General features: G+C 68.8%; 21 protein-coding genes. 12 read left to right on the top strand and 9 right to left on the bottom strand.

Going from position 1 to position 22,552, the window contains the following annotated elements; translation table 11 throughout:
- The first annotated feature begins 224 nt into the window (after window positions 1-224).
- The 5 genes from ACFFR3_RS25950 to ACFFR3_RS25930 all read left to right on the top strand — a co-directional run bounded on the left by ACFFR3_RS25950 (window position 225) and on the right by ACFFR3_RS25930 (window position 5,764).
- Window positions 225-1,982 carry an ABC transporter substrate-binding protein gene (locus tag ACFFR3_RS25950; RefSeq protein WP_364363746.1) on the top strand — a complete coding sequence of 586 codons (1,758 nt, stop codon included), beginning with the start codon at window positions 225-227 and terminating at the stop codon, window positions 1,980-1,982.
- Window positions 1,983-2,065: 83 nt separating this feature from the next.
- A complete protein-coding gene (locus ACFFR3_RS25945; protein WP_364363749.1) occupies window positions 2,066-3,061 on the top strand; it encodes an ABC transporter permease in 996 nt (331 codons plus the stop codon).
- Complete coding sequence (locus ACFFR3_RS25940; RefSeq protein ID WP_379483983.1) at window positions 3,058-3,942, top strand: ABC transporter permease; 885 nt, start codon at window positions 3,058-3,060, stop codon at window positions 3,940-3,942. The genes ACFFR3_RS25945 and ACFFR3_RS25940 overlap by 4 nt, the downstream gene beginning before the upstream one ends.
- Window positions 3,939-4,880: an ABC transporter ATP-binding protein gene (locus tag ACFFR3_RS25935; protein ID WP_345387341.1), complete on the top strand. Its 942-nt coding sequence runs from the start codon at window positions 3,939-3,941 to the stop codon at window positions 4,878-4,880. The genes ACFFR3_RS25940 and ACFFR3_RS25935 overlap by 4 nt, the downstream gene beginning before the upstream one ends.
- Entirely contained in the window at window positions 4,880-5,764 is an 885-nt protein-coding gene (locus tag ACFFR3_RS25930; protein WP_364363757.1) for an ABC transporter ATP-binding protein, read from the top strand. Before ACFFR3_RS25935 ends, ACFFR3_RS25930 begins: the two co-directional genes overlap by 1 nt.
- On the opposite strand, the gene ACFFR3_RS25925 is transcribed toward ACFFR3_RS25930, so the two are convergent.
- The 3 genes from ACFFR3_RS25925 to ACFFR3_RS25915 form a co-directional block, all read right to left on the bottom strand.
- On the bottom strand, window positions 5,761-6,441 hold the full coding sequence (locus ACFFR3_RS25925; protein ID WP_364556806.1) for a DUF6879 family protein: 681 nt from the start codon (window positions 6,439-6,441) through the stop codon (window positions 5,761-5,763). The genes ACFFR3_RS25930 and ACFFR3_RS25925 overlap by 4 nt on opposite strands.
- 89 nt (window positions 6,442-6,530) lie before the next feature.
- A complete protein-coding gene (locus ACFFR3_RS25920) occupies window positions 6,531-7,091 on the bottom strand; it encodes a DUF1707 SHOCT-like domain-containing protein (RefSeq protein WP_345387337.1) in 561 nt (186 codons plus the stop codon).
- Window positions 7,092-7,095: 4 nt separating this feature from the next.
- On the bottom strand, window positions 7,096-7,839 hold the full coding sequence (locus ACFFR3_RS25915; RefSeq protein WP_379483982.1) for a PadR family transcriptional regulator: 744 nt from the start codon (window positions 7,837-7,839) through the stop codon (window positions 7,096-7,098).
- A gap of 410 nt (window positions 7,840-8,249) precedes the next feature.
- Here ACFFR3_RS25915 and ACFFR3_RS25910 point away from each other — a divergent pair, with 410 nt between their 5' ends.
- Window positions 8,250-8,978 carry a metal-dependent hydrolase gene (locus ACFFR3_RS25910; protein WP_364363766.1) on the top strand — a complete coding sequence of 243 codons (729 nt, stop codon included), beginning with the start codon at window positions 8,250-8,252 and terminating at the stop codon, window positions 8,976-8,978.
- A 143-nt stretch (window positions 8,979-9,121) separates the two neighbouring features.
- Window positions 9,122-11,854 carry an aconitate hydratase AcnA gene (gene acnA, locus ACFFR3_RS25905; RefSeq protein WP_364363769.1) on the top strand — a complete coding sequence of 911 codons (2,733 nt, stop codon included), beginning with the start codon at window positions 9,122-9,124 and terminating at the stop codon, window positions 11,852-11,854.
- A gap of 462 nt (window positions 11,855-12,316) precedes the next feature.
- Here acnA and ACFFR3_RS25900 read toward each other — a convergent pair whose 3' ends face one another.
- The 3 genes from ACFFR3_RS25900 to ACFFR3_RS25890 form a co-directional block, all read right to left on the bottom strand.
- Window positions 12,317-13,054 carry a neutral zinc metallopeptidase gene (locus ACFFR3_RS25900; protein WP_379483981.1) on the bottom strand — a complete coding sequence of 246 codons (738 nt, stop codon included), beginning with the start codon at window positions 13,052-13,054 and terminating at the stop codon, window positions 12,317-12,319.
- A gap of 96 nt (window positions 13,055-13,150) precedes the next feature.
- Window positions 13,151-13,474, bottom strand: a complete 324-nt coding sequence (locus ACFFR3_RS25895; protein WP_345387327.1) for a type II toxin-antitoxin system PemK/MazF family toxin — start codon at window positions 13,472-13,474, stop codon at window positions 13,151-13,153.
- Window positions 13,446-13,691, bottom strand: a complete 246-nt coding sequence (locus tag ACFFR3_RS25890; RefSeq protein ID WP_355422033.1) for a hypothetical protein — start codon at window positions 13,689-13,691, stop codon at window positions 13,446-13,448. The genes ACFFR3_RS25895 and ACFFR3_RS25890 overlap by 29 nt, the downstream gene beginning before the upstream one ends.
- 208 nt (window positions 13,692-13,899) lie before the next feature.
- Between ACFFR3_RS25890 and ACFFR3_RS25885 the strand changes: the two genes are divergently transcribed.
- Entirely contained in the window at window positions 13,900-14,619 is a 720-nt protein-coding gene (locus ACFFR3_RS25885; protein ID WP_364363776.1) for a sulfite exporter TauE/SafE family protein, read from the top strand.
- Window positions 14,620-14,705: 86 nt separating this feature from the next.
- Here the strand turns inward: ACFFR3_RS25885 and ACFFR3_RS25880 are convergent, their stop codons facing one another.
- The gene (locus ACFFR3_RS25880; protein WP_345387323.1) at window positions 14,706-15,749 is read right to left on the bottom strand and encodes a DUF8094 domain-containing protein; all 1,044 of its coding nucleotides are present in this window, start codon (window positions 15,747-15,749) and stop codon (window positions 14,706-14,708) included.
- Between the two features lie 293 nt (window positions 15,750-16,042).
- Between ACFFR3_RS25880 and ACFFR3_RS25875 the strand changes: the two genes are divergently transcribed.
- From ACFFR3_RS25875 to ACFFR3_RS25860, 4 genes are read left to right on the top strand one after another with little or no spacing between them, the layout of a single operon-like run.
- Complete coding sequence (locus ACFFR3_RS25875; RefSeq protein ID WP_364363779.1) at window positions 16,043-17,161, top strand: sugar ABC transporter substrate-binding protein; 1,119 nt, start codon at window positions 16,043-16,045, stop codon at window positions 17,159-17,161.
- A 57-nt stretch (window positions 17,162-17,218) separates the two neighbouring features.
- Window positions 17,219-17,983, top strand: coding sequence for an ATP-binding cassette domain-containing protein (locus ACFFR3_RS25870; protein WP_355422023.1), 765 nt, complete (start codon window positions 17,219-17,221; stop codon window positions 17,981-17,983).
- Entirely contained in the window at window positions 17,980-19,242 is a 1,263-nt protein-coding gene (locus ACFFR3_RS25865; protein WP_345387319.1) for a sugar ABC transporter permease, read from the top strand. Before ACFFR3_RS25870 ends, ACFFR3_RS25865 begins: the two co-directional genes overlap by 4 nt.
- A 35-nt stretch (window positions 19,243-19,277) precedes the next feature.
- Window positions 19,278-20,483, top strand: a complete 1,206-nt coding sequence (locus ACFFR3_RS25860; protein WP_345387317.1) for an ROK family transcriptional regulator — start codon at window positions 19,278-19,280, stop codon at window positions 20,481-20,483.
- A 442-nt stretch (window positions 20,484-20,925) separates the two neighbouring features.
- Here ACFFR3_RS25860 and ACFFR3_RS25855 read toward each other — a convergent pair whose 3' ends face one another.
- The gene (locus tag ACFFR3_RS25855) at window positions 20,926-21,675 is read right to left on the bottom strand and encodes a neutral zinc metallopeptidase (protein ID WP_379483980.1); all 750 of its coding nucleotides are present in this window, start codon (window positions 21,673-21,675) and stop codon (window positions 20,926-20,928) included.
- 31 nt (window positions 21,676-21,706) lie between these two features.
- On the bottom strand, window positions 21,707-22,516 hold the full coding sequence (locus tag ACFFR3_RS25850; protein WP_364363787.1) for a neutral zinc metallopeptidase: 810 nt from the start codon (window positions 22,514-22,516) through the stop codon (window positions 21,707-21,709).
- Window positions 22,517-22,552: the final 36 nt, after the last annotated feature.

Here is a 22,552-nt window from a genome sequence, read left to right as displayed (position 1 = left end):
GGCACGGACACGCGGAATTTACGTTCGCGGTACTTATCCGGTTCAGCAGCTCCTTTGCGGGGCCGCTTCTACTGAAGAGCGCATCGCCCCCGGGCTCCTGGACGGGGGCGATATTCGCACCCGTATTGGGAGCGCTCCCAGACAGCGTCTCCTGACGGGCGACTCGGGGTCTCTGACAGGACGTGCGTACCTCCGCGCCGCCGCGCGGAGTAAGGAGAGAGACGATGCGTAACCGGGCTCGGATGATGATCCCGCTTCTAGCCGCGGGTCTGCTCGCCGCGGCCTGCACCGGAGGCGGAGGCACGCCCGCCCCCTCGGCCTCCGCGCCGCAGAGCCAGGGCGCGGCGGCCAGCGCCAACCCCGACCAGCTCCCGCGCAACGAGACCCTGTACACCACGGGCACGCAGTGGGGGCCTCCGGGCAACTACAACCCGATCAGGGAGTGGGACTCCGCGGTCGGCACCAAGGGCCTGGTCTACGAGACCCTCTTCCACTACGACACCAACGCCGCCAAGCTCACCCCCTGGCTGGCCGAGAGCGGCTCCTGGACCGACGACAGCACCTACGAGCTCAAGATCAGGCAAGGGATCAAGTGGTCCGACGGGCAGCCGTTCACCGCCAAGGACGTCGCCTTCTCCTTCGAGCTCGGCAAGATGGAGACCATCCCCTACCACCAGCTGTGGGACTGGCTGGAGTCGGCCGAGGCGGTGGACGACCAGACCGTGAAGTTCACCTTCTCCAAGGCCAACTACCAGCAGTGGGACTACATGCTCTACAGCCGGTCCATGGTCCCCGAGCACCTGTGGAAGGACCGCTCTGAGGAGGAGGTGCTCGACGGGGTCAACGAGAACCCGGTCGGCACGGGCGCGTACACGTTCATGAGCAGGGACCAGGACCGCGTGGTGCTGCAGCGGCGCGACGACTGGTGGGGCAAGTCGGTGCTCAACATGGAGCCCAAGCCGCGCTACATCGTGGACATCGCCACCCCCAGCAACGAGGTCGCGATGGGCATGCTGCTGCAGCAGGGGCTCGACCTCAGCAACAACTTCCTGCCCGGCGTGGCCAACCTGGTCAAGGGCAACTTCGGGCTGACCACTTACTACAACGAGCCGCCGTACATGCTGTCGGCCAACACCGCGTGGCTGGTGCCCAACACCACCAGGAAGCCGATGGACGACCCCGCCTTCCGCAAGGCGCTGGCCACCTCCGTCGACGTCAAGAAGATCGTCGAGGGCGTCTACGGCAACCTCGTCAAGGCCGCCAGCCCCACCGGCCTGCTGCCGCAGTGGGAGGCGTTCGTCGACCAGGACGTGGTGGCGAAGTCGGGCTTCACCTTCGACGCGGGCAAGGCCAAGCAGATGCTCGCCGACGCCGGCTACAAGGACGGCGACGGCGACGGGTACGTCGAGAACAAGGACGGCTCCAAGATCAGCCTGACCATCATCGTGCCGTCCGGCTGGACCGACTGGATGGAGGCGGCCAGGTCGATCGCCGCCAGCGCCAAGAGCGCGGGCATTCAGATCACGCCGGAGTTCCCCGACTTCAACGCGCTGGTCGAGCAGCGCGCCAAGGGCGACTTCGACCTGCTGATCAACAACGAGCGGCAGCTGTCCAACAGCCCCTACACCTACTACGAGTACCTGTTCCAGCTGCCGGTCCAGAAGCAGCAGAACACCGTCAACTTCGCCCGCTACGAGAACAAGAAGGCCTGGGACCTCGTCCAGCAGCTCGACCAGGTCAAGACCGACGACGTCGCCGGCATGCAGAAGATCACCTCCCAGCTCCAGGAGATCCATCTGACCGACATGCCGGTCATCCCGCTCTGGTACAACGGCCTGTGGGCGCAGTCCAGCACCAGCGTGTGGAAGAACTGGCCGTCGTCGCAGGGCAGCGCGCCCAAGACCGGCGCCGTGATGTGGCGCAACTGGCTCGAACTCGGCGGCTTCGAGACGCTCACCCAGCTCCAGCCCGCGGGCTCGTGACCACCTGACCGGACGAACGCCCCCGCTCCTCCGCCTCCGCACCTCCCAGGGAGGCGGAGGGGCCGCTCTGGAGACACAAACCTGTGCGTCGTTACTTCAGCAGGAAACTGCTCATCTACGGACTGACCTTCTTCGTCGCCGTCACGGTCAACTGGATGATCCCGCGCTTCATGCCGGGCGACCCGGTCGCCAGCATGGTCGCGCGGGCCAACGTCACCAAGCCCGAGGCCGTCGAGGCCATGCGGGCGTACTACACCGGCCTGTTCGGGCTCGACCAGCCACTCTGGCAGCAGTACCTCAACTTCTGGGGCGCGTTGCTGCGCGGGGACTTCGGGGTCAGCATCTGGCTCTTCCCGACCCCGGTCGCCGACGTGATCACCCAGGCGGTGCCGTACACGCTGGCGCTGATCGTCCCCTCCGTGCTGCTCAGCTGGGTGGTGGGCAACCAGTTCGGCGCGTACGCCGCCCGCCGCAAGCTCCTCGACAACACCGTGCTCCCCGTCGGTTACGTGCTGACCGCGATGCCGTACATGTGGCTGGCCGTGCTGCTGGCCTGGGCGTTCGGCGTGCTGCTCGGCTGGTTCCCGGTGGCCGGCGGCTACAGCTTCTCGCTGCGGCCCACCTGGTCCTGGACGTTCGTGCTCGACCTGCTGCACCACTGGACGCTGCCGTTCCTGTCACTGTTCCTGGTGGCGCTCGGCGGCTGGGCCATCGGCATGCGGAACATGATCATCTACGAGCTGGAGTCGGACTACTCCAACTACCTGTCGGCGCTCGGCGCCCCCAGCAGGCTCATCCGCCGCTACGCCTTCCGCAACGCGGTGCTGCCCCAGATCACCGGCCTGGCCCTGCAACTGGGCGTGCTGGTGGCGGGCGCGCTGGTCACCGAGATCGTCTTCGCCTATCCGGGCCTCGGCAGCCTCATTCTCAAGGCCATCCAGAACAAGGACTTCTTCCTGCTGCAGGGCACGTTCCTGTTCATCGTGCTCGGCGTGCTGATCGCCAACTTCATCATCGACATCGTCTACGTCGTGGTCGACCCGCGGACCAGGGCGGGAATGGCGGGTGCCCAGGCATGAGCGTGATCCAGGACGTCGCGCCGCACGAGCCGGCCGGCGTGCGGCGCGAGGCGCTGCACTTCGCGGTGCGCAACGCCAAGCTCATGGTCGGCTTCGGCATCGTGGTCGTGCTGCTCCTGCTCGGCCTGTTCGGGCCGCTGCTGGTGAGCGGCAACCCCAACGACTACGGCCCGCGGCCGATGAGCCCGCCCGGCGGCGCGCACTGGCTCGGCACCACCACCTTCGGCCAGGACGTGTTCCTGCAGTTCGTGCACGGGCTGCGGGCCACCTTCGTGGTGGGGGTGATCGGCGGCGGCATCGCCGCGGTCATCGGCATGGCCATCGGGTTCGTGGCCGGCTACCGCGGCGGCATCGTGGACGAGGTGCTCAACATGCTGACCAACGTCGTGCTGGTCATCCCCACCCTCGCCGTGCTGCTCATCATCAACGCCTACCTGGGCATCCGCAGCGTGGCCGTGCAGGGCCTGTTCATCGGGCTGACGCAGTGGCCGTGGGCGGCGCGGGCGATCAGGGCGCAGACGTTCTCGCTGCGTACCAGGGAGTTCGTGGACCTGGCCAGGATGAGCGGCGCGGGCACCTGGCGGATCATCGCCAGGGAGATCGCGCCGAACATGAGCTCCTACCTGTTCATGACGTTCATCCTGCTGTTCGGCGGCTCTGTGCTGATCGGCTCCTCGCTCGACTTCATCGGGCTCGGCCCCACAGAGGGCGTCTCGCTCGGCCTGATGCTGCAGAACGCCCACCAGTGGAGCGCGCTGCAACTCGGCATGTGGTGGTGGTTCGTGCCGCCGGGAGCGGCCATCACCGCCATCGTCGGCGCCCTGTACGTGGCCAACGTCGGCCTCGACGAGGTCTTCAACCCGAAACTGAGGGAGACATGAGCCTGCAGGTCAGCGAGCTGAAGGTGTACTACAGGACGCTCAGGGGCGACGTGCGGGCCCTCGACGGCATGTCCTTCGAGCTGCGCGACGGCGAGATACTCGGCCTGGTCGGCGAGTCGGGCTGCGGCAAGAGCACGCTGGGCAAGTCGCTCATCCGCATGGACGGCCGCATGCGCCGCGTCGGCGGCGCGGTCGTGCTCGACGGCCAGGAGCTGCCCATCGACGACGACCGCGCCATGAACGCGTTCCGCTTCCACGAGGTCTCCCTCATCCCGCAGTACGCCATGAGCGCGCTCAACCCCACCCGCAAGATCCGCAAGATGGTCACCGAGCTGCTCGCCTCCCGCGGCGCCACCCTCGACCTGCCCGAGCTGGAACGCCGCATGGACCAGGTAGGGCTGCCCCGCGACGTGCTCGACCGCTACCCGATCGAGCTGTCGGGCGGCATGAAGCAGCGCATGGTCATGGTCATCTCGACGCTGCTCGACCCGTCCCTGCTGATCGCCGACGAGGTCACCTCCGCGCTCGACGTCTCCACGCAGAAGGCCGTGGCCCGGGCACTGCTCGGCTTCAGGGAGAGCGGCTACGTCAAGAGCATGATCTTCGTCACGCACGACCTCGCGCTCACCCACCACCTCGCCGACACGATCATGGTCATGTACGCCGGCCGCCTCGCCGAGAAGGCCCCCGCCGACGTGATCGTCAAGGCGCCGCGGCACCCGTACACGCGGCTGCTGCTCGACTCCCTGCCCGAGGTCGGCGTGCGCTACGCCGACCGCAGGCTGGAGGGCATCGCCGGAGCTCCGCCGTCGCTGCTGAACCCGCCCACCGGCTGCCGCTTCCGCGACCGCTGCCCGATCGCGGGCGAGGAGTGCGCCGAGGACCCGCCGGTGGCGGAGCCGGCTCCCGACCACCACGTAGCCTGCTGGAAGGCCTGATGCTGACACTGCGCGAGGTCACCAAGGAATTCAGGATCGGCGCTTTCGGCGGCAAGAGCGTCGCCGCAGTCAAGGGCGTGAGCTTCGACGTCGTGCCGGGCGAGGTCGTCTCCCTGATCGGGGAGAGCGGCAGCGGCAAGAGCACGATCGGCCGGATGATCCTCGGCCTCAACTCCGCCACGAGCGGCTCCATCACCTTCGACGGGCTGCCGGTGCGGGCGGGCAAGGAGTACTACCGGCACGTCCAGGGCATCTTCCAGGACCCGTTCAGCTCGTTCAACCCGGTGTTCAAGGCGGACCGGGTGTTCGCGATGATCAAGGAGGCGTACTATCCGGGCGTGCCGGCCGCCGAGTGGGGCGAGCGGGTCGAGACGTCGCTGCGCGACGTGCGGCTCAACCCCGGCCAGGTGCTCGGGAGATACCCCCACCAGCTGAGCGGCGGGCAGCTCCAGCGGCTGCTCATCGCCCGTGCGCTGCTGCTCGACATCAAGCTGCTGGTCGCCGACGAGATCACCAGCATGCTCGACGCCTCCACCCGCATCGACGTGCTCAACCTGCTGGCCGAGCTCAAGACCAGGGGGCTCGGCGTGCTCTACATCACGCATGACCTGTCGCTCGGCACCTACCTGGCCGAGCGGACCGTGGTGCTGCGCCAGGGCAGGGTGGCCGAGATGGGCCCGACCGACGACGTGTTCGGCGGGCCGCTGCACCCGTACACGCGGGAGCTGCTGTCGGCCGTGCCGCGGCTGCACGAGGCCTGGGACGACGCGGTGCCGGTCGAGACGTGCGCCTACCACGAGGGCGGCGGCACGGGCGGCCTGCTGGAGGTCACGCCCGGCCACTTCGTGTCCTGCGCGGGACTCGCGTCCTGCCCCGGCGGCTAGACGCGGAACTCCTCCGTGCGGTGGGCGTAGGCGGGCAGCGCGGCCCGCATCTCGTCGGTGACGGCGGGCGGGGGCAGCGGCACGATCTCCCGCTCGTGGAAGTCGCGCACGTCCTCGCCCGCCGCGAACAGCTCCCGCACGGCCCGCAGGCAGGGCCCGACGACGCCGGGGTCGGTGATCCGCCGGCCGCCCCTGCCCCCGCCGTACTCGTCGTACAGCACCTCGTACATCAGGGATGGAGAGAAGATCACCAGCTCCGGCAGCGGGTCGAGGGCCGCCACGCGGCCGGCCCGCACCACCCGGCAGGGCGAGCCCGCCGCGGCGCGCACCGCCAGCACGTGCAGCTCCCACTGCAGGTACGGCGTCACGGGCAGCTCGACCACCCGCACCCGCCTGACCGGCTGGCGGCGGCTGAAGTAGTCGGCCAGCGGCTCGGCGATGCGGGCGAGCAGGGCCAGGGAACGTTCCCAATCGCCGTCCATCATGGCCCGCCAGCTCGCCACGTCGGGCTCGTAGAAGGTCTGCGCCCGCTCCAGCTTCCACATGGGCTCCGTGCACCCCTCGTGGTCGCGGTCGAACCCGGCCTGGTACGCCGGCACGTCCATGACGAGGCCGTCCGCGCCGGGAACGGCGGTGAACGGGTTCGTGCGGCGGTCGGGAGTGCCCTGCTCGGTCATGCGGCTTTCCCCTTCGCTGTGCGGCCCGCCCAGATCATCAGGTGCGCCTCAGGGCCGGTCAAGGCCCAAAACGCGCCGGGCGGGCCCGCTCAGCGGCGGCGGTGGAAGCGCCGGTGCACCAGGCTGAAGACCAGCGCGGCCGCCCAGATCACGAACAGCACCTTGAAGATGCCGAAGCCGCCGAAGATCAGGCTGAGCACCAGGAACACGGTGAGGATCGGCACCAGCGGGTGGGGCCCGCGGTGGTGGCGCCGCATGTGGCCGTGCCAGCCCTGGCCGCGCATCTGGTGGCGCATCTGGTGGCGCATCTCCCGCTGGGCGTGCCGCACGGCCTGCATCTGCTGCCGGTGGGCGTGCATGGCCGCGCGCCAGTCGCCCATGTCGTACGGGCTCGCGGGCGGCTCCTGGTAGGCGGGGCGCGGGCCGGGCAGGTCGGCCGTCACCTGGGCCAGGTCACGGGCGGTCTTGGCGGCCAGCGTGCGGTCGAGGCGCTCGTCGAGCTCCTCGTGGGTGAGGCGGCCCTGCGCGAAGTGCTCACGCAGGGCGGCCATGGTCTGCTCGCGTTCGGCGTCGCCGATGCGGAGATCGGGGTGGTCCATGGCGGTGTCCTCGCTCTCTCCGTACCGGCTGCCCGGTGCGGCAACGGGCATCGTCTCACTCCTCGCCCGGGTCGCCGTCGGCCAGGATCTGGTAGAGCTTGCGCCGGGTCTCCACCAAAGTCTTACGCGCTTCGCGGATTTGTGCGTCGTTTCCGGTCTGAAGAACCTGCATCATGGCGAATGCCGACTGTCGGGCGATATGCCAGAGATCAGCGGTGTTGTCATCGATATCGGGACGCATGTCGTCCCACGGCGCGCGGACCTCGTCGGCGTGCGCCTCGATGTAGTCGAGGCCCTCCTGGGTGAGCTTGAAGGTCTTGCGGCCCTCGTTCTCCTCCGAGATCACCAGGCCCTCGTCGGTGAGCTGCTGCAGCGCCGGGTAGACGGCGCCGGGGCTGGGCTTCCAGCCGCCCTCGCTGCGTTCGGCGATCTCCTGGATGATCTGGTAGCCGTTACGCGGCTCCTCGGCGAGCAGGGCGAGGATCGCGGCGCGCACGTCGCCGCGCTTGGCCTTGCGGCTGCGGCCGCCCCAGCCGCCGCGCCCGCCCCACGGGCCGGGGCCCCAAGGGCCGCGCCCGAAGTCGAACGGGAACGGTCCGCCGGGTCCGCGGCCCCTGCCGCGGTGCTCGTGCGGGCCGCCGTGGTGGCCGCCGTGGTGATGACCCCCACGGTGCGGGCCGCCCCTGCGGCCGCCGAACTGCTCGAAGGCGTCGGCCATGGCCTGGAACGCCTCGCGGGCCGCGCGCTTGTAGTCGTGCGCCCCGCTCCAGGGCCCGCCTGCGGTGATGTGGTGCGTCATGTTGTCCTCCTATATCGTGATTCACTCTCGATGCGTCAACGATATATCGGAAACATGTCGAAAGACAAGTCACGGACAGGAGTGAGCCAGATCACGAAAAAGTTGCGGAATGCCGGGAACAGGATCCGGGGAGGCGTCGTTGAACACAGCAGACGAGGTCGTTCCGCGTCGGCAGGGCTGGGGGGTGCTGTCGCCGCGGAGACGACCTCGTCTGCGTTTGCGGGCCTTTCCGAGTGGGTCCTCGACCTCCTGGAGAAGATGCCAATGTCTCCGGGAAGGGATACGGGCGCGGCTCACGACCGGTTCGGAGCGCTTTACTGACGCTTTGCCCGCCGCGATCTGGGCACGCTCTTCTTCCCGCACGGCATGGACAAGCGCGTAAACGGGCTCTTTGCCGTACAGTCCCGATCATGATGGGGCACACGCATGCGATGACGGGGGCCATCGCCTGGCTGGGGCTGGCGCCGCCGCTCGCCGCACTCCCGCTGCTGAACGAGTCCTCCCGGTTCGTCGAGACCGGCATCATGGCCACCGCGCTCAGCCCGGCCGAGCTCATCGCCGGCGCGATCATCTGCGCGGGCGCGGCCATGCTGCCCGACCTCGACCATCCCAGCGCGACCATCGCGCAGACATTCGGGCCGATCACGTGGGCACTCGCCAAGTTCGTCTCCTGGATCAGCGGCGGCCATCGGGGGGCCACCCACTCGCTGCTGTTCGCGGTGGCGCTCGGGTTCGGGGCGCACTGGCTGGCCGGCACGTATCCGATCGGGCGCGACATCATGGTCGTGCTGCTCATCGGGCTCTCGCTACGGGCCATCGGCGTCGGCATCCCGGGCAACAAGCTCGGCTCCGCGATGATCAACATCGGCATGACCGCCGGCCTGTACGCGGTCTTCCTCTCCCTCGACGTGGGCTACGCCTGGCTCGGTCTCGCGGTCGGCGTCGGCTGCTTCATCCACGTGGTGGGCGACTGCATGACCGAGCGGGGCTGCCCGGTGCTCTGGCCGCTGGGGGCGAAGTTCGTGCTGCCGTGGAAGATCGGCATCAAGACGGGCAGGAAGTTCGAGCAGAAGATCCTGGCGCCGATCCTGTCGGTGGCCATCGTCGGCCTGCTGTTCTGGCGACTGGCGCCCGTTTAACTTGATGTCGAGATACTCTGTGGATATCTTGATATCGAGACATCCGCCGCGGCCTGCGAGTTAGGCACACCTAAGGTGCCGTCCGGTTCCGCAGTGCGGCAGGATTCTGTCTGAACACCTGTCTATGGAGGAGGCGAATCATCGTGTCCGCGAACAGCTTCGGCAGCCGTGACACGCTCCGCGTCGGTGACGCGTCGTATGAGATCTTCCGGCTGGATGCCGTCGAGGGCGCCGCACGTCTCCCGTACAGCCTGAAGATCCTGCTGGAGAACCTCCTCCGCACCGAGGACGGCGCCAACATCACCGCCGACCACATCCGTGCGCTGGGCGAGTGGGACCCGACCGCGGCGCCGAGCGTGGAGATCCAGTTCACGCCCGCGCGCGTCATCATGCAGGACTTCACCGGCGTGCCCTGCGTGGTCGACCTGGCCACCATGCGCGAGGCCGTACGCGACCTCGGCGGCGACCCCGCGCGCATCAACCCGCTCGCGCCCGCCGAGATGGTCATCGACCACTCCGTGATCGTCGACTACTTCGGTCACCCCGACGCCTTCCAGCGCAACGTCGAGCGCGAGTACGAGCGCAACCGTGAGCGCTACCAGTTCCTGCGCTGGGGCCAGACCGCCTTCGACGAGTTCAAGGTCGTGCCGCCCGGCACCGGCATCGTCCACCAGGTCAACATCGAGCACCTCGCGCGCGTCGTCATGACCCGCGACGGCAAGGCCTACCCCGACACCTGCGTCGGCACCGACTCCCACACCACGATGGAGAACGGCATCGGCGTGCTCGGCTGGGGCGTCGGCGGCATCGAGGCCGAGGCCGCCATGCTCGGCCAGCCGATCTCCATGCTCATCCCGCGCGTCGTGGGCTTCAAGCTCAGCGGCAAGCTGCCGGCCGGCGCCACCGCCACCGACCTCGTGCTGACGATCACCGAGATCCTGCGCAAGCACGGCGTCGTCGGCAAGTTCGTCGAGTTCTACGGCGAGGGCGTCTCCTCGGTGCCGCTGGCCGACCGCGCCACCATCGGCAACATGAGCCCTGAGTTCGGCTCCACCTGCGCCATCTTCCCGATCGACGGCCAGACCGTCGACTACCTGCGCCTGACCGGCCGCTCCGAGGAGCAGATCGCGCTCGTCGAGACGTACGCCAAGGCCCAGGGCCTCTGGCTCGACCCGTCGGCGCCCGAGCCGGTCTTCTCCGAGTACATCGAGCTCGACCTGGCCACCGTCGTGCCGTCCATCGCCGGCCCCAAGCGCCCGCAGGACCGCATCGTGCTGTCGGCGGCCAAGGAGACCTGGCGCCACGACGTCCAGAACTACGTCAGCGACGGCGTGGACGAGGCCGTCGAGGAGAGCTTCCCGGCCTCCGACTCGCCCGCCTCCAACGCCACCGCCAACGGCGGCCGCCGGCCGCACCACCCGGTGCCCGTCACCCTGGCCGACGGCACGACGTTCGAGATCGACCACGGCATCGTCTCCATCGCCGCGATCACCTCGTGCACCAACACCTCCAACCCGTACGTCATGCTCGGCGCGGCCCTGCTCGCCCGCAACGCCGTCGACAAGGGCCTCAACCGCAAGCCCTGGGTCAAGACGTCGCTCGCGCCCGGCTCGCAGGTCGTCACCGGCTACTTCGAGCGCTCGGGCCTGCAGCCCTACCTCGACAAGATCGGCTTCCACCTCGTCGGCTACGGCTGCACCACCTGCATCGGCAACTCCGGGCCGCTGCTTCCCGAGATCAGCGAGGCCATCCAGGCCAACGACCTGGCCGTCACCGCCGTGCTGTCGGGCAACCGCAACTTCGAGGGCCGCATCAACCCCGACGTCAAGATGAACTACCTGGCCTCGCCGCCGCTCGTCGTGGCGTACGCGCTGGCCGGCACGATGGACATCGACCTCGACACCGAGCCGCTCGGCGTCGGCAGCGACGGCGAGCCCGTCTACCTGCGCGACATCTGGCCGGCGCCGGAGGAGATCGCCGCCGTGGTCAACTCCTCCATCGGCCGCGACATGTTCGAGCGCGACTACGCCGACGTCTTCAAGGGCGACGACCACTGGCGCTCGCTGCCCATCCCGACCGGTGACACGTTCGAGTGGGACGCCGACTCCACCTATGTCCGCAAGGCCCCCTACTTCGACGGCATGCCGGAGAAGCCGCAGCCCGTCACCGACATCCACGGCGCCCGGGTGCTGGTCAAGGTCGGCGACTCCGTCACCACCGACCACATCTCGCCGGCCGGCTCCATCAAGGTCGGCACGCCCGCCGCGCAATACCTGCAGGCCAACGGCGTCGAGGTCAAGGACTTCAACTCCTACGGCTCGCGGCGCGGCAACCACGAGGTGATGATCCGCGGCACGTTCGCCAACATCCGCCTGCGCAACCAGATCGCGCCGGGCACCGAGGGCGGCTACACCCGCGACTTCACCCAGTCCGACGGGCCCGTGTCGTTCATCTACGACGCCTCCGTCAACTACGCCGCCGCCGGCACCCCGCTGGTCGTCCTGGCCGGCAAGGAATACGGCTCCGGCTCCTCGCGCGACTGGGCGGCCAAGGGCACCGCGCTGCTCGGCGTGCGCGCCGTCATCGCCGAGTCCTACGAGCGCATCCACCGCTCCAACCTCATCGGCATGGGCGTGCTGCCGCTGCAGTTCCCCGAGGGCGCCTCGGCCGCCTCGCTGGGGCTGACCGGCGAGGAGACGTTCGACATCACCGGCGTCGAGGAACTCAACAAGGGCGGCATCCCGCAGACGGTGCACGTCAAGGCCGGCGACGTCGAGTTCGACGCGGTCGTCCGCATCGACACGCCGGGCGAGGCCGACTACTACCGGCACGGCGGCATCATGCAGTACGTCCTGCGCTCCCTGCTCGCCAAGTAACGCCAGGAGAGGCCCACGAGAGGCCCACGAGAGGCACCGCCTCGCTCTGCGGTGACGCTGGGGGAGGCGGGGCTTCGTCCGGTGGTGACGCCGGGCGAGGCTTGGCTTCGCTCGGTGGAGATGACGGGCGAGGCGCGGCTTCGCTCGGTGGTGACGCCGGGTGGGGCGCTGCCTCGTCCGGATGTGACAGCTTCCCGTGTTCCCGTCCCGGTCATGAGCCGGGTCGGGGGGCGGGGGCCCTTGGCCGTCGTGCCGGGGGTTGGGCGCGATCCTCACGCGCCCGCATCGGGGGAACCACCCGAACACCTCAAGAGCCGCCCCGCGGGACAACCCCCGCCGGGCGGCTCTTGCCTTTTTGGGGGACGGCCCCCGCCGGGCGGTTGTCGTCCTCTCCTACGGGACAGTCCTCAAGGGCTTTCCTAAGGGACAACCCCCGAGGACAGTCGCCTTTCCTGCGTGGGCTCAGGTCACCTTGCTCGCCTTGGCCGACCAGGTGTCGCAGGCGGAGGGGGTGAGGGTGCGCCGGCCGCGCTCCAGCCAGCTCACGCGGGTGGCGCCCTTTCCGTGGCTGGAGTGCCCGTCCTCGTCACCGCTCGCCCGTACGGCGTCCTTGAGGGCCGCCCAGTCCGCGCCGGTACGCGCGAGGGAGCCGTACACGCTGCCCATGAACACCCCGGCCAGGCAGTCGGCCTGCAACTCGAACCTCCGCCGCAACTCGGCCCTGCGGCGAGGCTCGGCGCGATGCCGGGCCTCGTAGGCGCGGCGCACACCGGTGAGGGTCTGCAGGTGGTGGGCGTACTCGTGGGCGGCGACCTTGAAGGGATAGAGGTCGGTACGCCCCTCGATCCAGCGCCCCGTCAGAGTGAAGACGATCGTGTGCGTGGGGTGACAGTAGAGCGCGTCGACACCGTCGAGGGGCATCCCGCACTGGGTGTCGTGGGGATCGTCGACGTAGCGAACGTCAGGCGGGCCGAACCGCAGCTTGGCCCGCTTGAAGTAACCCCGCCACGACTTATCCAGACATTTCACAACCGTAGCGAGGTACTCCCGCCCCCGCGGAATCCCACCGTCGGAGAGCGCCGTCTCAGGACAGGACGCCGTGGCCAGCTTCCCACCCTTGGCAGGAAAGGCCGCAGCAGGCTGGGGCCCGGTGACAGCGACGAGGACGGCGACAGCGGGCGCAAGAAACGAGAACGGCACGGCGGCAGCCTAAAGCAGCGGCAGGTGTGGCAGAGTGGGTGACGCCACCCGGCGAACCTCTAATTCGCCGGGCGGCATCACCCATCTCCTGAGCCGCTAGAGCGCGTCACCGATCCAGTCGGCGACCTCGTGAACGACCTCGTCAGGGGCGATCCCGATCCGCCGCGTGAACCTCAGGGGCGACATGCTGCGCACATGCTCGATCATGGCGAAGCTGGGCTTGTCGAGGCCGGTGCCCTCGGTCGGGATGGGAACGTGGTTGTCCCAGCCCCGATCGGTCGTGGTCAGCGGAACAACGATCTTGACCGGTGTGCTGGCGTTGAACGTGTCATTGCTGACCACCAGCACCGGGCGCCCGTGAGCCGGTTCGCGGCCCACGGTGTCGCCCAGATTAGCGAGCCAGATCTCGCCCTGAATCACCCTCATCTCTCTCCTCGGGAAACGTGATGAGCCCTTCCCACTCGGGTGCGATGCGGGAAGTGCGCGGTCGCGGACCTTGCACCAGCTCGGATTCGGCGACATAGTCCGCCCAGGCTTGTGGATCTTCTCTCTTGGTCTGCTCCATCTGCTCCGCGACGCGCTGCCAGCGTTCTTTTTTCTCCATCTCGCGGATGGCGTGGTCGATGATCGCGGTCATGGGTTCACCTCTCTTCTTCGCCAAAGCAGCGATGCGATCTCTGGTCTTCACGCTGACACGTATGCTCGTGGCTTTCGGCTTCGCGGCCATACTTCTGAGCTTACGTAGGCGTACGCGGAAAACACTACCTCCTGTGGTCACTCTCGGGGCCGTTATGGCAACGGAGAGTAAAGGTGGTTGACTCGCGTGCATGGCGAATGTGGCGTTGGTGCTGATTGTTGGTGGTCTGGCGGTATTCGTGGGGGCGATCGTCCAGGGGGCCGTGGGGTTCGGGCTGGGGCTGGTGGCGGCGCCGCTGCTCACGTTGCTCGCGCCCGACCTCATGCCGGGCGCCGTTCAGGTGGTCAACATGACGTTGCCGCTGTTCACGCTGGCCATGGAGTGGCGGCGGGTGGACTGGGGCGGGCTCGGGTTCGCGGTCCTCGGGAGACTGCCCGGCAGTGCGCTCGGCGCAGTCATCGTTGTCTACGTTTCCGTATACATGCGTGGCGTCTTCGTGGCGGTCATGGTGCTCGTCGCGGTGGCGTTGACGGCGCGGGCGCTGAGCGTGCCGCGCAACGCGGTCACCATCACCTCGGCCGGGTTCGTGTCAGGCGTCACCGGCACCGCGACCGGCATCGGTGGCCCGCCCATCGCGCTGGTCTACCAGCACGCCAAGGGCCCGCAGATCCGGGCCACGCTGGCGATGTTCTTCTTCCTCAGCGCCGTCCAGTCGCTGGCCATCCTCGCCCTCGTGGACGAGCTGCCGTCCGCGGCGCTGATGGTGGGCGGGGCGCTGATCGTGCCGATGCTGCTCGGGTTCCTGGTGTCGGGGCCGCTGCGGCGCTACCTCGACGGCGGCAAGGTGCGGACGGCCGTCCTGGTCGTGGCGGTGGCCTCGGCGGCGGGGCTGATCGTGCAGAACGTCCTGAGCCAGGTCCTGGCCTGAGGACGCGTCCGTAGAGTCAGGTCCTGGCCTGAGGACGCGCCCGCAGAGTCAGGTTCTGTCTTGAGCACGCGCCCGCAGGCCGGGCGTCACGCGCCGCGGCCGGCCACGATGCCGCTGTACGTGCCGAGCACCTGGACCTGCGCGGGCGAGGCGGTCTTCGGCGGGATGTGCGCGGCCACCTGCACCAGGTCGCCCACCTTCAGGAACTTGTAGTACTTGTCCGGCAGCAGGCCGTTGTTCTCCTGGAAGACGTAGTAGCGCTTCGGGCTCTGGATCACGTCGTACACCTTGGTCCGCGCGAACGTGGTGAAGACGAGCGCGCCGCCGTCGGCCGTGCGCAGCGCGTACGACGGATACTCCTTCGCCGGCGCCGCGTGCTCGGTGATCTTGGCGAACTGCCGCATCTTGATGCGGTTCTTGGCCGCGCCGGTGGTGAACTGGTCGGAGGCGAACCGGCTCTTGGCGGCCTTCGAGCCCTTGCCGGTCATGTGGGCGGCGTAGTTCTTGGCGAAGTCGGCCGGTGACATCAGCAGGCCGTCGCCGTCGGCGCTGTCCACCTCGGTGGCCGCACCGGAGGCGTCCGTCTGGATCTTCGGCAGTTCGTCGGCGTCGATCGTGTCGGAGACGTCGGGGGAGTAGACCTGCTTCCAGGCGCCCTGGTCGTGGGCGAACAGCAGGAAGGTGGGCGTCTTGGCGGACTTCTTCTTGTTCTTCCAGTACGCCGTCGCGAGGAACCACCGCTTGGAGGCCGGCGCCACGAACGTCGGCTTGACGTACTCGAACGGCGTGTAGGAGTCGCGCCCGCCGAGTTTGCGCTGGGAGGTGTAGCCGGCCTTGTCGATGGCCAGGCTCGACCCGCCCTCGTAGGTGGCGAGCAGCTTCTCGTCGAGCGCCTTGTTGGCCTTGTTGTTGCGCTCGATGTACTCCTTGATCACCGACTCCGCCGTCAGCGCCGGGGCGGACGCCGAGGGCTCCGGCGTCTTCTGCGTGCCAGATGTCGTGGGGGAGGGAGTGGCCGAGGGCGTCTCCGCGCCCTGCCACGCCGCCGGGTCCATCCCGGGCAGCCCCGAGCAGCCCGCCACCAGGCACCCGGCCAGCACGCCACCGGCCACGCGTCCGTACCGCCGCACCGTCACTCACCTTTCCGAGAGTCTCCTCAAAGCGGCCCAAACCTACCAATAACCACACAGTGAGTGACCCGAAATGGCGTGATCAGGGCCTGTCGGCTACCTCACGTGACCGGTGCCGCACGGCCTCACATCCCGGTACGGGCGAGCGTCGGGAAGGTTGATGTGACGTTTCTGGATTGTTACCCGAAACAACAAATCCACCTCTCCAACCCCCTTCACAACCGGTTCGTCCCGGAATACGTTGCCGCAAACAACATTCATCCGGGCCCCTCCGGAAGAAAGGACCCTGCACCATGCGCAAGGGGATCCTCAGCCTGACCGCCACGGCAGCAGCGCTCGCCCTCGGTCTCACCGCCTGCGGGGGCGACAGCGGTCAGACCACGACGTCGACCTCTGAATCGGCCACCGCGTCAGAAGCGGCCAAGGCCGGCAAGATCGGCGTCATCCTGCCGGACAGCAAGTCCTCCGCCCGGTGGGAGACGGCGGACCGCAAGTATCTGGAAGAGGCTTTCAAGGCCGCGGGTGTCGAGTACGACATCCAGAACGCCCAGAACGACAAGACCCAGTTCCAGACCATCGCCGACCAGATGATCACCAACGGCGCCACCGTCCTGATGATCGTCAACCTGGACAGCGGCACCGGCAAGACCGTCATCGAGAAGGCCAAGTCCCAGGGCGTGGCCACCATCGACTACGACCGGCTGACACTGGGCGGCGGCGCCGCCTACTACGTCAGCTTCGACAACACCAAGGTCGGCCAGCTCCAGGGCGAGGGCCTGGTGAAGTGCCTGACCGACAAGAAGGCCGACAAGCCCATCGTCGCCTATCTGAACGGCTCGCCGACCGACAACAACGCGACCCTGTTCAAGGACGGCTACGACGGCGTGCTCAAGCCCAAGTTCGACGCGGGCGAGTACGTCAAGGGCCCCGACCAGGCCGTGCCCGACTGGGACAACACCCAGGCCGGGACGATCTTCGAGCAGATGCTGACCCAGGAGCCGAAGATCGCCGGGGTGCTGGCCGCCAACGACGGTCTCGGCAACGCCGCCATCACCGTGCTGAAGAAGAACAACCTCAACGGCAAGGTGCCGGTGACCGGCCAGGACGCCACCGTCCAGGGCCTGCAGAACATCCTCTCTGGCGACCAGTGCATGACCGTGTACAAGGCCGTCAAGAAGGAGGCCGACGCCGCGGCCAAGCTCGCGGTCGCGCTGGCCAAGGGCGAGAAGCCCGCGGCGACCAGCAGCGTCAAGGACCCGGAGACCGGTCAGGACGTGCCTTCCGAGCTGATGGAGCCGCAGGCCATCTACTTCGACAACGTCAAGGACGTCGTGGCCGACGGTTACGTCACCAAGGAGGAACTGTGCAAGGGTGACTTCGCCGAGAAGTGCACCGAGGCAGGCATTCAGTAACGCGGCGGGGTACGGCCCGCGCCACGAGCGCGGCCGTACCCCCGTTTAGGGAGATCCATGACCCCCCTCCTTGAAGTGCGCGGGATCGACAAGAGCTTCGGCCCGGTGAAGGTCCTGCACGAGGTCGAGTTCGCCGCGTACGCCGGCGAGGTCACAGCGCTCGTCGGCGACAACGGCGCCGGCAAGTCCACCCTGGTCAAGTGCATCGGCGGCATCTACCCCATCGACGCGGGCACGCTGCTCTTCGACGGCAAAGAGGTGCACGTGCACAGCCCGCGCGACGCGGGCGAGCTGGGCATCGAGATCGTCTACCAGGACCTCGCCCTGTGCGACAACCTCGACATCGTCCAGAACATGTTCCTCGGCCGTGAGCGCAAGAACGGCGTCCTGCTGGACGAGGACAGCATGGAGGAGCTGGCCGAGCGCACCCTCAGCGGCCTGTCCGTCCGTACCGTCAAGTCCATCAGGCAGCAGGTCTCCAGCCTGTCCGGCGGGCAGCGGCAGACCGTCGCCATCGCCAAGGCCGTGCTGTGGAACAGCAAGGTCGTCATCCTCGACGAGCCGACCGCGGCGCTGGGCGTGGCCCAGACCGCGCAGGTGCTGGAGCTGGTGCGCAGGCTCGCCGACACCGGCCTGGCCGTCGTGCTCATCTCCCACAACATGAACGACGTGTTCGCCGTCTCCGACCGGATCGCGGCGCTCTACCTCGGCAGGATGGCCGCCCAGGTCAAGACCTCCGATGTGACGCACGCGCAGGTCGTCGAACTGATCACTTCAGGCCGCAGCGGCGATCTGGGCCTCAAGAACGGGGTCACATCATGAACAAGGTCAAAGAACTACCCGGAGAGGCCATCGTCGCGGCCGCGCAGACTCCGTCGATCAGGAACAGCTTCCTCGCCTACATCCAGCGGGTGCGCGGCGGCGACATGGGCGCGCTGCCCGCCGTGCTGGGCCTGGTCGTGCTCTGCACGGTCTTCGCCGTGGCCCGGCCGTCCTTCGTCACCGCGATCAACTTCGCCAACCTGTTCACGCAGGGCGCGGCCGTCACGCTCATCGCGATGGGCCTGGTGTTCGTGCTGCTGCTCGGCGAGATCGACCTGTCGGCCGGGTTCGCCAGCGGCGTCTGCGCGGCCGTGCTCGCCGTCACACTGACCAACGCGGGCCTGCCCTGGTACGTCTGCATGCTGGCCGCCATCCTCACCGGCGTCATCATCGGCACCGTGCTCGGCAGCCTGGTCGCCAAGGTCGGCATCCCGTCGTTCGTGGTGACGCTGGCCGCCTTCCTCGCCTTCCAGGGCCTGGTCCTGGTGCTGGTCGACGAGGGCACCAACATCTCCATCCGCGACAGCGTGGTCGTCGCCATCGCGAACAAGAACCTGCCGCCGTGGCTCGGCTGGGCGCTCTACCTGGTGTGCGTGGCGGTCTTCGCGGCCGTGCAGCTGCGCCGGGCCAGGAACCGCACCAAGCGCGGCCTCGCCGCCGACCCGATCTCGCTGATCGCCTTCCGCGTCGGCCTGCTGGCGCTGTTCGCCGGGCTCGCGGTCGCCGCGCTCAACCTCGAGCGCAGCCGCAACCCCGCGCTGGTCTCGCTCACCGGCGTGCCGATCGTGGTGCCGGTCATCCTCGTGCTGCTGATCGTCTGGACGGTGGTGCTGCGCCGCACCTCGTTCGGCCGGCACCTGTACGCGGTCGGCGGCAACACCGAGGCCGCCCGCCGGGCCGGCATCCCGGTCGACCGGATCAAGATCAGCGCGTTCGTCATCTGCTCCTCGATGGCCGCCATCGGCGGCATCGTGGCCGCCTCCAGAGCCAGCTCCGTCGACCCCAACACGGGCGGCAGCTCCGTCCTGCTGTACGCGGTCGGCGCCGCCGTCATCGGCGGCACCAGCCTCTTCGGCGGCAAGGGCCGGGTGCTCGACGCCGTGATGGGCGGCGCGGTGGTCGCGGTGATCGAGAACGGCATGGGCCTCATGGGGTACGGTTCCAGCGTCAAATACCTGGTCACGGGGTCGGTCCTGCTGCTCGCGGCGGGTGTCGACGCTCTGGCGCGCAAGCGGGCGGCTGCCGCTGGTTTAAGGTGATCAGCGATCCGCAGCCCCTGAAGGAACCCCAGACCATGCGTGCCGGCCCCTCCCAAGAGGACATCAGGCGCCACAACCTCGGCGCGCTGCTCCGCCATGTCCATCTGGGCGGGCCGATCTCGCGGGCCGAGCTGACCTCGAAGATGGGGCTCAATCGCAGCACGATCATGGCGTTGACCTCCGACCTCACCGCCGCGGGGCTGGTACGCGAGGAGCTGCCGCGCGAGACCGGCAGGGCCGGGCGGCCCTCGCTCGTGGTGCGGCCCGAGTCGGCGCGGGTCTACGTCTTCGCCTTCGACGTCGGCCCCGACCGGCTCGCCGTGGCGCGCGTCGGGCTGGGCGGGGTCATCCTCGACCGGCGCGAGGCCGTACGCGACCGCGACCGGTTCGAGCTCGACGAGCTGACCGGGGTGCTGTCCGGGTTCGCCCGCCAGATGCGGCGCAAGACCAGAGACGACACCGTCTGCGTCGGCGCCGCGGCCGCCGTGTCGGGCGGCGTGCGCAAGGCCGACGGCGTCGTCAGCTTCGGGCCCAACCTCAAGGCCGAGGAGGTGCCGTTCGGCGAGGAGCTGGCGCGCCGGCTCGGCCTCGGCCTGCCCGTCAGCGTGGGCAACGACGCCAACCTGGCCGCGCTCGCCGAGCACAGCCGCGGTGTCGGCGTCGCCGTACGTGACCTCATCTATCTGCACGGCGACGTCGGCATCGGGGGCGGCATCATCTCCGGCGGCCACCTGATCGGCGGGCACGACGGCTACGGCGGCGAGGTCGGCCACATGGTGGTCAATCCGGGCGGGCGGGCGTGCGGCTGCGGGTCGCACGGGTGCCTGGAGGCCGAGGTGGGGGAGCGCACCCTGCTGGAGTCGGCCGGGCGGGTCTCGGACGGGCGGCAGGGGCGCGACGCCGTGCGCGGGGTCGTCGAGGCGGCCGACCGTGGCGACATCGTGGCCCAGGAGGCGCTCAGCCGGGTCGGCGACTGGCTCGGGCTCGGCGTCGCCAACCTCGTCAACATCTTCAACCCCGAGCTGGTCATCTTCGGTGGTGTCCTGCGCGAGATCTACCTCGGCTCCGCCGCCCAGGTCCGCTCGCAGCTCGCCCTGCACGCCATGGCCCACCAGCGCGAACGCCTGCGCCTGCGCACCTCGGCCTTGGGCGACGCGGCCCCTCTGGTCGGCGCCGCCGAACTGGCCTTCGCCCACGTCCTCTCCGACCCCTTGGAAGTATTGGCCCGCGCCAACGCCTGACGGCGACGGAAACGCCCGCCCTCCCAAGAACCAGCACCACAACGGCGCGAAAGCGGCGAGCCCCGCCCACCCTCCGTCCCCTCTCCAAGGGACAAAGCACGACACTTCCTCCGCCCTCAAGGGACAGTAGTCCGGCGGTGGGGGAGTGGCGGGCGGCGCGCACCCATCTCCTCTCCAAGGGACGGAAGCCTGACACTTCCTCCTCCCTCAAAGGACAGTAGTCCGGCGGTGGGGGAGTGGCGGGCGGCGCGCACCCATCTCCTCTCCAAGGGACGGAAGCCTGACACTTCCTCCTCCCTCAAAGGACAGCAGTCCGGCGGTGGGGGAGTGGCGGGCGGTCCGCAGCCATCTCCTCCCCAAGGGACAGAAGCTCGACGGCGGGGGAGCGGGCCTCGCGCGATCCCTCTTCTCTCCGGAAGGACGGAAGCTCGGGGGTGGGAGGTCAGGTTACTCGGTTGGTGGTGGCGGTCCAGGTGTTGCAGAAGCCCGTGGTGCCGCCTCGGTAGCCGCGGTCTTGCCACCAGGCTAAGTTGCGGGGCTTGCCGTGAATGTCGCTTTCGTCGGCGCGGCGGACGGCGGCGACCCAGTCTCTCCATGAGATTCCCGGGCGGATGCTTTTCAGGGTGGCGCTGTAGAAAACGCCGGCGAAGCATTCGGCCTGCATCTCCAGGCGGTGGCTGAGCAGTTTCCTGGCCTTGGCGGAGGCGGGGGCGTACAGGGCGGCCTGGGCGTCGAGGACACCGATGAGGTGCTGGACGTGGTGACCCCACTCATGAGCGACGGAGTGGGCGATGTTCATCCTGAACGGGTCACGCAGGTCGCTCTTCGTGATGCGGATGACGATGGTGCTCTGCTCAGGGCAGTACTGCGCCCCGCTGCCGGCGATCGTCCCGCACACGGAGTCCCGCCCGGTGGTGACGCTGACCGAGGGCGGCGTGTACGCCAGCCCGGAGGCGGCGAAGCGGGCCGCCCAGAAGCCGTCGGCGCAGGCCGCCATCGCCCGGTGGAAGGCCTTGAGCGAGGCCACGCTGCCCGGCTCGATCCGGGGGATCGGGCAGCGGTGCGGGATGACGTCCCCGCTCATCGCGCCGAGCAGCCCGGACGAGGGCACCTGGGCGGCGGCGCTCGCGGGTGGCGGCGTGAGGGGTCCCGCGACCGCGCACGCCGCCAGCGCTAAAAGGAAAAGGCGCATGATCGCGGATCATAAGCCTTGGAAGAGTGATTTACCGCACCCTGGCGTTGGAGCTCGTCCAGGTGTTGCAGACCCCGGTGGACTGGGACGTGAAGCCGCGCTGCAGCCAGAAGGTGTTGCTCTTGTCGCTGCCGTGCGTGTCGTCGGCCCCGCTGCGCACGCCGATGGCGTCGAGGGCGATGGGGTTGTGGGTGCCCTTGGCCAGGATGTTCCAGTCGGAGTCGGGCCGGCCGAGCGAGTCCCAGACGCGGCCGACGAAGACGCCGGACAGGCACTGGGCCTGCAGCTCAAGACGGCGCAGCGCGGCGTACGCGCGATCCTCGTCACGCCCGTCGATGATCCGGTCGCCGGCCTTCATGATGCCGGTGAGCTGCTGCACGTGGTGGCCGTACTCGTGGGCGAGCACCTGCATCAGCGCCAGGTCGGTGGGCTCCTCGACGATGTTCGGGCTGAGCAGGAAGGTGATGGAGCGGTCCTTCTGGCAGTAGAGGGCCTGCGCGCCCCCGGGGAAGCGCCCGCACCTGGTCTTCGCGCCGACCTTGGTGACGATCGAGAACTTCGGCTTGGTGAAGCGGTGTCCTGCCTTCTTGACGACGGGGGCCCAGGCGCGGTCGAGGCAGTCCTTCACGGCCTCGAAGTACAGCTCGGCCTCCTCCACGCTGCCGGTGCGGACCTCGGGCTCCTCGCAGGTCCGTACGCCGGGCTTGCCCGCCTTGTAGAGCTTGTTCTTCGTCAGGACGGACGAGTAGGGAGCGGCCGATGAGGAGGCCGCGTGCGCGGTTCCGGCGAACAGCACACCGGCCAGGGCGCCCGCCATGAGCGCTAAGAAGGGGATACGCATGAGACGGCACCCTAGTGAAAAAAGGAGCTCCAGGCG

This window comes from Nonomuraea salmonea (genome assembly GCF_042428605.1).
GTDB classification, from domain to species: domain Bacteria; phylum Actinomycetota; class Actinomycetes; order Streptosporangiales; family Streptosporangiaceae; genus Nonomuraea; species Nonomuraea salmonea.
This window is presented reverse-complemented; position numbering and strand designations above follow the sequence as displayed.

What these genes read in the sequence shown, in the direction of transcription:
- ACFFR3_RS25950 (WP_364363746.1), top strand. Translation starts at nt 225, where the DNA reads ATGCGTAACCGGGCTCGGATGATGATCCCGCTTCTAGCCGCGGGTCTG.
- ACFFR3_RS25940 (WP_379483983.1), top strand. Translation starts at nt 3,058, where the DNA reads ATGAGCGTGATCCAGGACGTCGCGCCGCACGAGCCGGCCGGCGTGCGG.
- ACFFR3_RS25935 (WP_345387341.1), top strand. Translation starts at nt 3,939, where the DNA reads ATGAGCCTGCAGGTCAGCGAGCTGAAGGTGTACTACAGGACGCTCAGG.
- ACFFR3_RS25930 (WP_364363757.1), top strand. Translation starts at nt 4,880, where the DNA reads ATGCTGACACTGCGCGAGGTCACCAAGGAATTCAGGATCGGCGCTTTC.
- ACFFR3_RS25925 (WP_364556806.1), bottom strand. Translation starts at nt 6,441, where the DNA reads ATGACCGAGCAGGGCACTCCCGACCGCCGCACGAACCCGTTCACCGCC.
- ACFFR3_RS25920 (WP_345387337.1), bottom strand. Translation starts at nt 7,091, where the DNA reads ATGCCCGTTGCCGCACCGGGCAGCCGGTACGGAGAGAGCGAGGACACC.
- ACFFR3_RS25915 (WP_379483982.1), bottom strand. Translation starts at nt 7,839, where the DNA reads ATGACGCACCACATCACCGCAGGCGGGCCCTGGAGCGGGGCGCACGAC.
- ACFFR3_RS25910 (WP_364363766.1), top strand. Translation starts at nt 8,250, where the DNA reads ATGATGGGGCACACGCATGCGATGACGGGGGCCATCGCCTGGCTGGGG.
- ACFFR3_RS25890 (WP_355422033.1), bottom strand. Translation starts at nt 13,691, where the DNA reads ATGACCGCGATCATCGACCACGCCATCCGCGAGATGGAGAAAAAAGAA.
- ACFFR3_RS25875 (WP_364363779.1), top strand. Translation starts at nt 16,043, where the DNA reads ATGCGCAAGGGGATCCTCAGCCTGACCGCCACGGCAGCAGCGCTCGCC.
- ACFFR3_RS25870 (WP_355422023.1), top strand. Translation starts at nt 17,219, where the DNA reads ATGACCCCCCTCCTTGAAGTGCGCGGGATCGACAAGAGCTTCGGCCCG.
- ACFFR3_RS25865 (WP_345387319.1), top strand. Translation starts at nt 17,980, where the DNA reads ATGAACAAGGTCAAAGAACTACCCGGAGAGGCCATCGTCGCGGCCGCG.
- ACFFR3_RS25860 (WP_345387317.1), top strand. Translation starts at nt 19,278, where the DNA reads ATGCGTGCCGGCCCCTCCCAAGAGGACATCAGGCGCCACAACCTCGGC.
- ACFFR3_RS25855 (WP_379483980.1), bottom strand. Translation starts at nt 21,675, where the DNA reads ATGCGCCTTTTCCTTTTAGCGCTGGCGGCGTGCGCGGTCGCGGGACCC.
- ACFFR3_RS25850 (WP_364363787.1), bottom strand. Translation starts at nt 22,516, where the DNA reads ATGCGTATCCCCTTCTTAGCGCTCATGGCGGGCGCCCTGGCCGGTGTG.